Source organism: Zunongwangia sp. L-65, assembly GCF_056859415.1.
Window position 1 is genome coordinate 44,640 of record NZ_JBSXOK010000084.1, and the last position, 12,867, is coordinate 57,506.

The 12,867-nt window shown below is 36.0% G+C and carries 11 protein-coding genes; 3 read left to right on the forward strand and 8 right to left on the reverse strand.

Features of this window, described 5'->3' with window-relative positions; genetic code table 11:
* Positions 1-83: 83 nt before the first annotated feature.
* Both AC13DP_RS21545 and AC13DP_RS21550 read right to left on the reverse strand, forming a co-directional pair.
* Positions 84-1,103 (reverse strand): transporter family protein, encoded by a 1,020-nt coding sequence (locus AC13DP_RS21545; protein ID WP_483068446.1) that lies wholly within the window; start codon positions 1,101-1,103, stop codon positions 84-86.
* A 110-nt stretch (positions 1,104-1,213) separates the two neighbouring features.
* On the reverse strand, positions 1,214-1,594 hold the full coding sequence (locus AC13DP_RS21550; RefSeq protein WP_013071984.1) for a hypothetical protein: 381 nt from the start codon (positions 1,592-1,594) through the stop codon (positions 1,214-1,216).
* A gap of 204 nt (positions 1,595-1,798) precedes the next feature.
* On the opposite strand from AC13DP_RS21550, the gene AC13DP_RS21555 reads away from it, so the two are divergent.
* The gene (locus tag AC13DP_RS21555; protein ID WP_483068447.1) at positions 1,799-3,085 is read left to right on the forward strand and encodes a dipeptidase; all 1,287 of its coding nucleotides are present in this window, start codon (positions 1,799-1,801) and stop codon (positions 3,083-3,085) included.
* A gap of 215 nt (positions 3,086-3,300) precedes the next feature.
* Here AC13DP_RS21555 and AC13DP_RS21560 read toward each other — a convergent pair whose 3' ends face one another.
* The 6 genes from AC13DP_RS21560 to AC13DP_RS21585 all read right to left on the reverse strand — a co-directional run bounded on the left by AC13DP_RS21560 (position 3,301) and on the right by AC13DP_RS21585 (position 8,078).
* Positions 3,301-4,011 carry a TVP38/TMEM64 family protein gene (locus tag AC13DP_RS21560; protein ID WP_483068448.1) on the reverse strand — a complete coding sequence of 237 codons (711 nt, stop codon included), beginning with the start codon at positions 4,009-4,011 and terminating at the stop codon, positions 3,301-3,303.
* 3 nt (positions 4,012-4,014) lie between these two features.
* A complete protein-coding gene (locus AC13DP_RS21565) occupies positions 4,015-4,869 on the reverse strand; it encodes an SdiA-regulated domain-containing protein (protein ID WP_272957391.1) in 855 nt (284 codons plus the stop codon).
* A gap of 28 nt (positions 4,870-4,897) precedes the next feature.
* Positions 4,898-5,350 (reverse strand): PepSY-like domain-containing protein, encoded by a 453-nt coding sequence (locus tag AC13DP_RS21570; protein WP_041578888.1) that lies wholly within the window; start codon positions 5,348-5,350, stop codon positions 4,898-4,900.
* A 75-nt stretch (positions 5,351-5,425) separates the two neighbouring features.
* Positions 5,426-6,070, reverse strand: coding sequence for a hypothetical protein (locus AC13DP_RS21575; RefSeq protein WP_483068449.1), 645 nt, complete (start codon positions 6,068-6,070; stop codon positions 5,426-5,428).
* A gap of 50 nt (positions 6,071-6,120) precedes the next feature.
* Positions 6,121-7,404 carry a sensor histidine kinase gene (locus AC13DP_RS21580; RefSeq protein WP_483068450.1) on the reverse strand — a complete coding sequence of 428 codons (1,284 nt, stop codon included), beginning with the start codon at positions 7,402-7,404 and terminating at the stop codon, positions 6,121-6,123.
* Complete coding sequence (locus AC13DP_RS21585) at positions 7,401-8,078, reverse strand: response regulator transcription factor (RefSeq protein ID WP_483068451.1); 678 nt, start codon at positions 8,076-8,078, stop codon at positions 7,401-7,403. Before AC13DP_RS21585 ends, AC13DP_RS21580 begins: the two co-directional genes overlap by 4 nt.
* Positions 8,079-8,404: 326 nt before the next feature.
* Here AC13DP_RS21585 and AC13DP_RS21590 point away from each other — a divergent pair, with 326 nt between their 5' ends.
* The gene (locus AC13DP_RS21590; protein ID WP_483068452.1) at positions 8,405-10,726 is read left to right on the forward strand and encodes a penicillin-binding protein 1A; all 2,322 of its coding nucleotides are present in this window, start codon (positions 8,405-8,407) and stop codon (positions 10,724-10,726) included.
* A gap of 560 nt (positions 10,727-11,286) precedes the next feature.
* Positions 11,287-12,771 carry a TlpA family protein disulfide reductase gene (locus AC13DP_RS21595; protein WP_483068453.1) on the forward strand — a complete coding sequence of 495 codons (1,485 nt, stop codon included), beginning with the start codon at positions 11,287-11,289 and terminating at the stop codon, positions 12,769-12,771.
* Positions 12,772-12,867: the final 96 nt, after the last annotated feature.

Genomic DNA, 12,867 nt, shown 5'->3' on the forward strand with positions numbered 1-12,867 from the left:
ATAAAGTTTTAAAAATTAAAACATAAAAAGCCACGTATTCTGATAAGAATAACATGGCTTTTATTAAAGGATTAGTAATCTTATTACAATGAATATTGAAGCCCAAAAGTCCAGCTTCCATCATTTTTTAATTGAATTCCGTTTACATCCTGATACAATGGGAATGCATATTCTATACCTAATCTGATATTTTCAAAAGTTCCATCGGGAATATAAAAATTAGTCCCAAAAGCAGCATTTACATATTCCCCACCCTGGTTTTGGGTATTCGCCGTCGTCACCATCATCGGGTTTAATTGGCCATAGGTACCATCGATCTTCCCTACTGCTTTTCCTTCAATCCGTGCAGAAAGACTTAAAAAACGAGCTATTTTAGTAGCCATCCAGTTATTCCATACCAACTGATTTCCGAAGCGATAATCATTATCATTCTTCCCTAATCGTAAGGTCCCGTTTAGTTGTGATCCAAAAGACAGCAAACTTCCCTGTAGCAAGTAAGTAACGCCCAAATTAGGATCCCAGGTGCCGCTACCGTTTTGCATAGGATAGGGCAAAGGGATTTCCTTAGGCGCACTCATTGGCATCACATCTTTTTCGTCTATACTCCCGGTAGGAATACTAACCCCTGCGGTAAAATGCAGACTTTGCCGATTCATATCTAATACTTTAAACATTCCGGAGAGTTTAATATCGCCAAAACCCGAAGAACTGGTTTTAAAATGGTTTCCCATTTGGTTTACCAATTGCATATCATTCCCTACAATATTACCCATAAGCATTAAAGTAAACCGATCTGATGGAGCATACATCGCTCCCAGCATATGCATGTTCATCGTCATAGCTACCGGTGAAACCATATAATTATCTAAAACCGCTTGTTGTGAAATAGCATCATTACCCCTGTTGAGTCCTTCCATATCCATTGTCATAAACCGGTAAGAAAACATCCATTCTCCTTTATGATGTACGTGATCCCCCATTACTCCAATTGGTGCATGCCCATCTGATCTGCCTGCCGTCCATTTTATATTATCATTTTCTGTTTGTGCCATAAGGCTGGTTGCGATAAAGCATAAGCTTATCACTATCATTATTTTTTTCATGTAAATTGTAATTATGGCCTTTTAGGCCGGTATTTTATGTTGAATTTAAAATATACACCTCACTGAAACTTCAATAATTTCTTCAGAAGAATCGAGTCTCAAATTTAAATTCAACTATAACTGGGTGGATGTTCGATTTCTGGGAAGAAGGGATTGTCTTTAAAATGCTTACGGAAGCAACACTCCCCTATTTCAACATAAAAAAAGGTATGGATCAATTGATAATCTGGCGGAATGTGAAAATAAGCAGGTAAAAAGGAAGCGGCAATATTCACGCTAGCTTTAGAATTTCCTAAATTATTTGATTTTTCAAGTTGTTGCATTAAATAACATTTTCCATTGCAATGAAGTGCTGGCTTATTTTTATTGATGCAATAACTTTTAATGATATAATCCAAATTGAACTGATAATAGCTTATTTCACCTATTTGGAATACCGGGCGGTACGCAAAAGAAAGTAAGAGTAGAATAGCTAAAATCTGCCTTGGCATGATTAGGAAATTATCCATACAAAAGTAAAGCACATAGTTATATTAGCAGATAGAGTCATGTTAAAGTATTCTTTAAATAATAGAATTATACTCCTATAATTTTTCAATTATCTCAAAAAATATGGCTTAAATTCTCAATGTCTAAATGGTATATTCTATTTGAAATTTTATCCCTATTTTACCATTTTAAACCACGTACTTACTATGAAAATAAAACAACTTGGCCTTTTTGCACTGCTCTTTGCACAGGCAGGTTTGACACAAACCACCGATGAAAAATTAGTTGCGAAAGCAAAAAAGATTCACGAAAGAGTGATCACTATCGATACCCATAACGATATTAATGTAAACAATTTCACTCACGATCATAATTATACCCAGGACCTGGATACCCAGGTAAACCTTCCTAAAATGGACAAAGGAGATTTAGATGTTTCCTGGCTTATTGTTTATACTGGACAGGGAGATTTAGATGACGAAGCTTATAAAAAAGCATACGAAAATGCCATCTCGAAATTTGAAGCCATACATCGTTTAACCGAAGAAATAGCCCCGGATAAAATTGGTCTCGCCACCACTTCTAAAGAAGTTAGAAAACTGGTTAAGCAGGGCAAAAAAGTAGCGATGATTGGGGTAGAAAACGGCTATCCTATTGGTACCGATATTAAAAATGTAGAGAAGTTTTATGATATGGGTGCTCGTTATATGTCTTTAGCGCATAACGGTCATAGCCAGTTAAGCGACTCAAATACCGGAGAGGCCGACGGTGAATGGCTAAATAATGGCTTAAGCGATCTTGGTAAAGAAGTGATCAAAGAAATGAATCGCTTAGGGATCATGATCGATGTTTCGCATCCTTCTAAAGAGGCGATCAAACAAATGTTCGAACTTTCTGAAGCACCACTTATTGCTTCGCATTCTTCAGCCAGGGCCTTATGTGATCATAGTAGAAATTTAGATGACGAATTACTGGCCCTTTTCGATAAACATGGCGGTGTGATCCAAACCGTAGCATTTAGCTCGTACGTGAATACAGAGAAGCACGAAGCTTTTAATGCTGCAAAAACCAAAGTGTATGAAGCTAAAGCAAAGGAACTGGGTTTTGAAATCCTTTCCTGGGGAGAAGTACGTGAGCTTGAAGAAGATGAAAGAGAAGCTTATATCGCAAATTACAAAAAACTAGTTGCTGATGCTGAAAACGAGGTAGACGCGATAAAAGAAACCATTAGTCCGGTTGATGTTTCAGATTTTGTAGATCATATTGATTATTTAGTTGAAAAAGTGGGGATTGAACAGGTAGGGATCAGTTCAGATTTTGACGGCGGCGGCGGAATTGATGGATGGAATGACGCATCAGAATCTTTTAACGTAACACTGGAATTAGTTAAACGTGGCTATACCGAAAAAGAAATCGCTAAACTATGGGGAGAGAATTTGCTTCGCGTTTTAGACGAAGTGGAAGCGGTTGCCAAAAAAATTCAGAAAGCCTAAATCATTAAATTAGTGTAATGATACGCCTGGAAAGGCCCGTGGAGGATTGTGTAAGGACAGGTTTTCGAACTTTAAAATTCACTAGCGAGCTACGTCTTTGGCCAGGATACTTCTGTTATCAGAAAAAGAATCGTCATCTAAATTCAAGCAACCTTGACATAGATGACGATTTTATTTTGTCTAAATTCTAGAATCTTGACATTATTCCTTCTAGTTTATTTTTTGTTTTTACGCTTCTTTTTGTCCCAAAAGACATAGGCTCCAAAAAGCACTAAACTTACCAAAGATCCCCATAACAAACCAGATTTTAACTGATCTGTACTTCTACCCAGGATGGCGATAAAAATGGTTAAGGGTGCGATTCCTACCAAGGTAGCCCCAATAAACTTCCAGTAGGTCATTTTTAAAATTCCGCCAACAAAACTTATAGCGTCATTTGATAAAAACGGATTTACCCGGGTCACTATGACCGCCCAAAAGCCGTAATCATCTATAAAATCGGCTATTTTTTGTTCATTCTTCTCCCCTATTAAACGCTCTACGATAACAGGACCAAAATAACGCCCGATAATATAGCCAATGGTACTGGCCGAAAAAACTGCGGCAAAAACAATCAAACTTCCCCATATTGGCCCGTAGGCAATGATCGATACTACCATTAAGGCTACAGAGGGAATAACGATTAAAAACATTTGGATGATCATGGCAAGAATTAAAACAACGGGACCAAACCATCCAAAACCATCTACCCACTGGGTAATTCTCTTTTCGTCGCCACTGGTAAGTACGGCCCAGGCTTTATTTAAAAATTCCTGTACAGACGGAATTAAAAAATAACAGGCTACTATAGATGCGACAAGCGCCAATGAAATATACAATGGCGCTTTACTTTTACTTACCGAGGCAGTTTTTATATCTTTCTCCATACATTATTGTAACTCAACTTCAAGAATATTGGCAGGATCGCTGTGTCCTTCGTTCGAGATAAACAGCGCTCCGTTTTTACGAAAAGCAATTCCCTCAGGTTGATAAAATTTTTCTCTTTTTAATAAATATAACTTTTTGGAACGCCCGTCTGGAGACAAGATTAATAATTTAGGATTTCTAGCATCGGTAATATACACATCTCCTGTTTTAGGATGAATTTTTACTTCAGAAGGCATCATTACCGTTAGTTTATTCTTGGTTTTTACCTCTTCGAATATAGGATCTTTCAGGTCTATTGCGAATGCCGGTGTTTTAAGGAGCTTTTTAGATTTTAAATCAAAAGCATAAATCCCTTTTGTATTATTACTTAAAGGGTCACGGTCTTTCACCGCTAGCAATAAACGATTATTTTTTAGATCTGCGCATAATCCCTCGGCATTATGTTTTGCCTTAATAAAGGTTTTATGCTCGGTAACTTTTGGATGTTTACCTAAATAATCTTTAACTTCAAAAAGAACACCATCACTTCGCAATACAAAAGCATCATTTCTTACAATTGCAAAACCTTCATAATCTCCGGATTTACCAAACTTAATCTCCCGTTCGATCTTTTTTGAAGTTAGATTGTAAATGAAAATAATACCTTCTTCATCCTGGATGGCAGCCATACGCTCATCATCTATAAAATCCATTCCTGAGATTTCTTCTAATCGCTTAGGTAAATCCCATTTTTGCTGAATGGTATATTCTTCTTCAAAATCCTTTCTATCCAGACTAAAAGGGAAATCCATTGTAAAATATACAAAAGCAACAATGGCTAAAATACCTATTGTTATGGCTGCTACAATTTTATTCATCTCTAAAATTAATCTTATTCTCTAATTACTAATCCCAATACGTTATGGATGCATTTTCGCTTCCATCCTCGTTTAATACCAAATGTTTATCTGGTTTGCCATCTAATTCCACCTGATAATACAAGTCTTTATTGATAACCAGAATATCAGTATCATCGATCTGATAATTTCCATAATTAGTAGTAATTGCTTTTTTAACGGCTTCTGGAAGCTCTGTAGATGATATCTCGTATTTATACTTAAGCATATCTCCTTCTGCACTAAAAATGGCTTCATAATCTACCCTTTCTATTTCAAAATCCACCTGGTAATCATCACCTAGCATCTCCCATTCTACATCACTGGCCTTGGGATAATTTGATTGAAAAGCATTTAAAACCACAGAGGGAACATCTGCCCTAAAATCATCTTCGTCGTCTGATTCACAACCAGCGCCTATTAACAAAGATACTAAGCTAAATAGATAAAGTGTCGTTTTCATATTTTAAAAATTTTATAAAACAAAGATGAAAACGAAAACTGTAAAGAAATGGGAATACTAACAATCCGGTATATTTTATTCAGAAAGTGTATCATTAATTAGTTTTTTTAAATCTTTGGTGATTGGCCTCTCCAAAATCCCTTCTTTATCTTTAAGGTAGGTCATAATCTCTACGGGAGTGAGTTGATAGGTTTCTCGTAATCCCGCAATAATCTTTTCCAGATAATCCGGATTTGGGGTATTAATCTCATTTTTAAGAAACTCGGCATTTGTAAAACTAAAAACCGGCATTTCTTTGTGATAGCCTAAAAACAAAATACGATTGTACCATGCATTGCTCTTAAGGTCTAAATATCCTCTTTCAATTGTTTTTTCTAAATTGATCTCAAGTTCCTTTTCTGTATCAATCTCCTGTTTTACAAGGTCGATAAACTGGTTTTGGGAAATACTATAGATTTTGCCAAATGTTTTAACCTCCTTATTTTGTTTTGGCTTCACAAAAGCCGCCGCGCCCCCACTCCAGGTTTTAGCGCTTTTTGCAAAATAAAGTTGATGAGGAATTAAAAAACTGTCCTTTGCTTTGGGCAGGGCTTTATCTCTACACCCTATATAGTTTCGTTTTGCTCCTTTTGGTGTACCACCGTTGATATAGCATAAAAATCGGTCTTCCATCAAATTAGAACCATAACAGGCATACCAAACACGCTCAAAATTTCTCATTAATTGCTTTTTTTAGAACCTACTAAAATTTAATGGGAAAACGCCTCATCTTAACTATTCTTTAGGTTTACAGGGAATTTTGTAAGGAACAGATGTCCTTCGCGGAATTGATAGTGTAAACCCAGCTCATATTTATCGGCTATGGCTTTTGCCAGGGCCAAACCAATCCCGGTGGAAGATTTTACTCCTGATTTTTTATAAAATCGTTGAAAAATCACCGCCGTATTTAGTGAATGTTCGCCTTCATTTTGAATCACCACCTCATTTTGTGCTACATTAATGTATATCCTGTTATTTTTTGAGGAATGAATAATCGCATTTTTGATAAGGTTTACATATAAAATGAAAATCAATTCTTTATTGCCCTCAAAAAGGAGCTGTTGCTGCTGTTCAAATTCAATGTTTATTTTCCGCAAATCAGCTAAATCTTCCAGGCTATCTATAATTTCCTGTAGCACCTGATTAATATTAAGCGTTTCTATATTCTCGAATTGTCTGTTTTCGATTTTGCTAAGCAGCAACAGAGATTTATTGAATTTTGACAGGCGTTCCAGATTCTGAATACCATCAGCTAAAAGGCTGATATCTTTTTCATTTAAATGCTCACTTTCTAACAACAACTCTAACTTATTTATACTTATCGCGAGTGGTGTTTGTAACTCGTGTGAAGCATTTTCTATAAACTGTTTTTGATTTACATAGGATTCCCGGGATTTTTTAAGTAGTCGATCTACATTTTTATTCAGTAGTTTGAATTCTTCAATATTGGTTTCAGCATAATGTATTTCCTGATCACTCTCGATATTAAAATTCTTCAATTTTCGGAGTAAATCATAAAACGGATGCCATACTTTTTTCAATAAAAAGTTGTTCAGCAACAAAATAGAAACCACCATTCCAATATAAAGCCATAAAATACTATAAAACAAATCCTCGATAAGGTCATCTTCTTCCACCATCGAGGTGATCACCTTTACTTTATAGTACTCATCCTCGTGCCTAAAAATACTTTCCAATAGTCGTACCGGTTCAAAATCATCTTCATTTAGCATATACATAGTGGTATCCCGGTACTGATCTCTATGGCTTAGTATTTTATCTGATTTTGTAACCTTTCTAAAGGTATAATAACCATCATCAAAATTAGTCTTTTGTAAGATCGAGGGATCTTTAATAGCTTTCTGAATCACCAGCATTTTCTGATTTTCGAGTCCGTCGTCCATGCTATCATAAATTTCATCCAGCATTTGCCAGTAAAAAATAAGCGCCCAAACCGTAATGATTAGCAACAGTAAGAAAGCAAAGTATGTTGTCGTGTAATTAAGTAATTTCATTCAACCACTAATTTATAGCCTATGCCGTAAACGGCTTTGATGTTTAATGCCGAATGATGGGTTTTTAATTTCTTACGCAGGTTTTTAATTTGGGAATAAATGAATTCAAAACTATCTGCCTGATCGATATTATCCCCCCAAACATGTTCTGCCAGGGATGGCTTTCTTACCAGGCGTTCTTTATTGGCCACCAGGTACATCAAGATATCAAACTCTTTGCGATTAAGTTCTACTGCTTTATTTTTAATTTTTACGCGACGCTGCTCTGGGAAAATTTCGGTATTGGCGAGTTTGATGGTATTATTCCCCTCAAAATTTTTGCGTCTTAGCACCGCTTTTATTCGCGCATTTAATTCGGCCATATAAAAAGGTTTGGGCAAATAATCATCTGCCCCCAGCTCTAAGCCTTTTAATTTATCATCTAAGGAGTCTTTCGCAGAGACGATAATCACTGCATCCATCAGGTTTTGCGATTTTAGATATTGTAAAAGTTCTAATCCGTTACCATCGGGCAAACCAATATCCAGTAAGATACAATCGTAATTATAGACCCCAATTTTTTGCTGTGCTTCCTCACAGGTTTGGGCCGTTTCCACCAAATATTTTTCTTTTTCCAGATTTTGCTGAATGTTTTCTAACATTTGCAGCTCGTCTTCTATCACTAAAATCTTCATCGTAGGCAAATTTCAGCAAAATTATAGATGAAATTGGGAATAAATCTGGATAATTTTTTTCTACAATAAATCACCTTAGAGAACACCAAAAGACATGCATTAGCAAAATATTATTTGTTTAGGCTATCGGCAGGAGCATTTAATCTCGATCATCGAGTAAAATACAAAGGATAAGCCTATAATCATTGATTGAAAGATTATTGATTTTGGGCTGCTTATTTGGATCTTTGAGGGATGTTACATCCAATTCTAATTTTTAAAATTACCTTAAAAACAAATCTTAATTTTATAAGTCTTTGTTTATTTGTACGCAATTATTCAATGCTATGCTGTCAAAACTTAAAAAATCGCCCAAATTAAAATGGGCTGTACGGATTATTCTCGGACTAATCGCTTTGTTTATTTTGTTTTTTGCCAGCATTTACTTTGGAATGTGGGGTAAAATCCCATCACGGGAAGAGCTTAGTGCTTTGCAGCAAAATAAAGCGACACAGGTTTTATCTAGCGACGGACAATTAATTGGCAAATTTTACATTTTTGATCGCCAACCTATAACATTTGAAGATCTCCCAAAGCACTTAATCGAAGCTTTAATCGCTACTGAAGATGCCCGGTTTTATGAGCATAACGGTATCGATAATCGTAGTTTGGGGCGGGTGTTTTTTAAATCCATTCTTTTACAGGACGAAAGTGCCGGGGGTGGGAGTACCATTACGCTCCAGCTTGCTAAAAACATCTACGGAAGAAAAGATTATGGCGCCCTTGGAATTGTTATCAATAAATTTCAGGAAGCCATCATGGCTAAACGCATTGAAAAAATATATAGCAAAGACGATATTATTACTTTATATTTTAATACCGTTCCTTTTAGTGATAACACCTACGGAATTGAAAGTGCTTCAATGAAATTTTTTGGGAAGCATGTAAAAAATTTAAATGTTGAAGAAGCCGCTGTTTTAGTAGGTATGCTGAAAGCTTCGCATCGGTACAACCCCAGAATTTTTCCAGAAAGAAGCAGGTTACGCCGTGATGTTGTTCTTACACAGATGGAAAAATATGGTTATCTAACCGAAGCCGAAAAAGACAAGTATATCAAAAAAGATCTGATCCTGGATTATAAAAATTACAGCAATAAAAAAGGTCTTGCCCCCTACTTTAGGGAGCAAATTCGTAAAGACCTTAGTCAAGTTCTGGATACGATTAAAAACAAAGATGGGGAGAAGTATAATATTTATAGAGACGGACTCATTGTTCATACCACATTAGATTATAAACTGCAAAGTATTGCAGAAGCTGCAATGAAAGAGCACATGGCTGTTTTGCAAAAAACGCACGAAGATTCTTATGGCAGCAGAGCGCCCTGGCTTACTAATGATGCTATTTTAAAAGACGCCATTCATCGTTCCAAAGCCTACCAAAATTTAAAAGAAGATGGTTTTTCTGAAGAAGGGATCATGCAGGAGCTTCAGAAGAAAAAACAAATGGAATTGTTTGAATATGATGGTACAGTTACCCGCCAGGCCAGTACTATTGACAGTATAAAACACTATTTAAAATTCTTAAATGCGGGCTTGCTTTCTATAGATCCAAAAGACGGTGCTGTAAAAGCCTGGGTTGGAGGCGTAGATTTCAGATATTTTCAATACGATCACGTATCACAAAGTAAGCGTCAGGTAGGTTCTACCTTTAAACCTATTGTATATACTACTGCTATTGATAAAGGTATTGCTCCCTGTACCTATTATTCAGGCCGGGCCGTGACCTATAAAGATGGCTGGAAGCCTACTAATGCTTCTACTGAGGAGGAAGATGAAGACATGAATTACAGCATGAAATATGCCCTTAGCCATTCTATGAATACCATTGCGGTTAAAGTACTGCTCGATGCCGGCATTCCAAATGTGATCGAAAAAGCCCATAAAATGGGAATCTCTTCAGAGCTTCCGGCTGTTCCTTCTATTGCTCTGGGAACTGCGGAAATCAATATGGAAGAATTGGCCACAGCGTATACCTGTTTTGTAAACTCTAGCAAGCCTTCCACCCCTTATTATATTACCAAAATTGAAGATGGCTCTGGAAACTTGCTGGCCGAGTTTAAAGCTTCAGAAAAACAAGAAGCTGCATTTTCTGAGGAAACCAGGGAAATCATGGTGAATATGATGCAGGCCACCGTGAATGAAGGCACCGCTAACCGACTGCGATATACCTACGGATTAAACAACGATATTGCCGGGAAAACCGGGACGACCCAAAATAATAAAGATGGTTGGTTTGTTGGTCTTACGCCAAACCTGGTGACCGTTACCTGGGTGGGGAGTGATGATCACCGTATTGGTTTTAGAAATACCCGAATTGGCCAGGGAGCGAATTCGGCTTTACCCATTTTTGGGAAAATGATGCAAAAGATGAATGCTGATGCTTATTTTAATGAAATCACAAATGCACGATTTAAGCGCCCCTCTAGCGAAGTTGCAGCACTTTTGGATTGCGAACCCACCAAAGAAGATAGTTTCCTGAAAAAGCTTTTTGGCAGTAAAAAAGACGAGCCTAAGGAAATCGATATGGATGAACCGGTTAAGGAAGAAAAAGAAAAAAAGAAAAAAGGCTTTTTTAAACGACTATTTGGCGGAAAGAAGAAGGAAAATTAAAAGTCAAGAACCTTCGGGCAAGCCCATACGCTATAAACCCGGATATCTTTTTACAATTTAAAGGCAAGCTTGGGGATATTATCATCTTTTGGCGGTGCCAATAAACTAGCTGCTACTCTACCTGTATGGTAAGCACATCAATGCTATAACTCCCGAATGCACGATCTTGTGTATTCGGGAGTTTTATTATTCATATTTAGAGATTTAACAGTTATAATTAAATCTTTAGTTGAAAAAGTATAAATTATAGCTTTAACTAAAAGAACGATTATTCATTAAAAATTGTTTCAACTTATTTATAGTTTCTAAAAATTAGAACTATTTATTTTTAAGTAAAATACACACATAAATTTTTTATTTATTTAGGCTCTCTGACTTTAATGAATGAGTAGGTAAATGCTTGCCGCAATTCGACGACAAAGTGCTTGAATCGCAAATTGAATTCCGTAAAGCGCCTAAAAAAAATATTATTAAATTGTAACTTCAACAGTTAGATTTAGGAGCTTTTACCAAACTTAATTTCTTAACTAATTTAATGGTATTCTGAATTGGAAAAAATCATGAAAAAACTGCTATATATTTTAATTATTCTGCTGTTAGGCTGCGTACCTGAAAAAGAGAATTTTCAAGAAATGACTATACAAGGAAAGATCACTGGAAAAATTCCTGAGCGTATTGAATACACTATTCCTATAAATGGAATCTCATACGTTGGATTTGAAAATGCTGTTCAACCTGACTCTTTAGGAAACTTTAAAATTTCGCTGGTCATTGATAAAGCAAGTTTTATTGAATTATCAGACGGTCATAAGGCTTATGGAACCATCATAGCTGAACCCGAAATGAATTATGATGTTAGCATTGCGGTCGAGGAGAAAAAAAACAAATTTACTATTAAAGGGCCTAACCAAAAAGGACAGGATTTATACAATCAGAATCCCAATCGAAGTTTGTTAACGGGGCATTTTGAGGTAGAAGCAACGAAGTACAGCAAAGATTCTATCCCTAAAAGAATAAAACAAAATCTTGAAGAAAGTAGAGAACATACATTAAAAACATATAACGACTTATTAAGCGATAATTTAATTTCTAAAGAATTTTATGAATTGGTGAGCATAGATCAACATTATTTTTATGCTGGTGCTCAAACCAGTATTGCTTTATTAAATTATCTTTTAAGTGAACGTAAAATGAATTTTTTAACTGAAGAGGAATATACCGATTTATGGGAAGAAGCCTTTCAGTCAAATCCCGTTTCCAATCCAGCATTGATGCGTTCTCCCTGGTTCTTTTATTATGTAAAATCATATTTGTGGTATAAAGATCTTGTTGAAGACAATATAAAACCGGAAGCCTTACTGAAAATTAAAAAACAGGAGCTTCCTCATACGTATCATATTGAGCTGGCTAAAACATATCTAGCCGGCAAGCAACTTGAATATTATTATGCTGCATATCTGTACATGGAGGCTATAAGTCAAAATTATGAAAAAGAATTGGTTAGACTATTTGAGCTATTTAAAGAAGCTTATCCTTCCAGCGAGTATACCCAATTTATAGCGTCTGAAATTATACCAATCATTGCTTTTCACAGAAAACAAGATGAAGAATTAAATGAGCACACCTATATTCTGGAAAACCCCAAGGATATAAACTCTCTTAAAGATGCTGTGCATAAATTGAATGCACAAAGAGTGTATGTAGATATATGGGCTACCTGGTGTGCACCGTGCAAAAAAGAATTTGAGTACAACAGCAGGTTATATCAACTCTTAGAAAATGAAGACACGGCTATGCTTTATATTTCTGTTGATAAGGATGATAGGGCTGAAAAGTGGATGGAAATGATAAAATATTATCAATTGGAAGGCTATCATATAAGAGCAAATGAAAAACTTTACGAAGATATAAAGCGTTTACGAGGCGAGGATCGTTTTGGTATTCCCTGGCATTTTCTAATGGATGGGGAGGGAAATATAATCCAAAAATACATGAGTGGCCCTTCTGAAATTAATACCTTAAAAAAACAGTTGCAAGGGAATTAATTTATTAATAATAGCCCAATCAGTTAGATGATTTTTGTCTCCTTCGACAACTTACAAGCGCTGTACATTGTATGTGGAAGAACACCAATAATACAT

Excerpts from the sequence above, each read along its gene's own strand:
- AC13DP_RS21545 (WP_483068446.1), bottom strand. The coding sequence starts at position 1,103 with ATGAAAAAAATAATGATAGTGATAAGCTTATGCTTTATCGCAACCAGC.
- AC13DP_RS21550 (WP_013071984.1), bottom strand. The coding sequence starts at position 1,594 with ATGCCAAGGCAGATTTTAGCTATTCTACTCTTACTTTCTTTTGCGTAC.
- AC13DP_RS21555 (WP_483068447.1), top strand. The coding sequence starts at position 1,799 with ATGAAAATAAAACAACTTGGCCTTTTTGCACTGCTCTTTGCACAGGCA.
- AC13DP_RS21560 (WP_483068448.1), bottom strand. The coding sequence starts at position 4,011 with ATGGAGAAAGATATAAAAACTGCCTCGGTAAGTAAAAGTAAAGCGCCA.
- AC13DP_RS21565 (WP_272957391.1), bottom strand. The coding sequence starts at position 4,869 with ATGAATAAAATTGTAGCAGCCATAACAATAGGTATTTTAGCCATTGTT.
- AC13DP_RS21570 (WP_041578888.1), bottom strand. The coding sequence starts at position 5,350 with ATGAAAACGACACTTTATCTATTTAGCTTAGTATCTTTGTTAATAGGC.
- AC13DP_RS21575 (WP_483068449.1), bottom strand. The coding sequence starts at position 6,070 with ATGAGAAATTTTGAGCGTGTTTGGTATGCCTGTTATGGTTCTAATTTG.
- AC13DP_RS21580 (WP_483068450.1), bottom strand. The coding sequence starts at position 7,404 with ATGAAATTACTTAATTACACGACAACATACTTTGCTTTCTTACTGTTG.
- AC13DP_RS21585 (WP_483068451.1), bottom strand. The coding sequence starts at position 8,078 with ATGAAGATTTTAGTGATAGAAGACGAGCTGCAAATGTTAGAAAACATT.
- AC13DP_RS21590 (WP_483068452.1), top strand. The coding sequence starts at position 8,405 with ATGCTGTCAAAACTTAAAAAATCGCCCAAATTAAAATGGGCTGTACGG.
- AC13DP_RS21595 (WP_483068453.1), top strand. The coding sequence starts at position 11,287 with ATGAAAAAACTGCTATATATTTTAATTATTCTGCTGTTAGGCTGCGTA.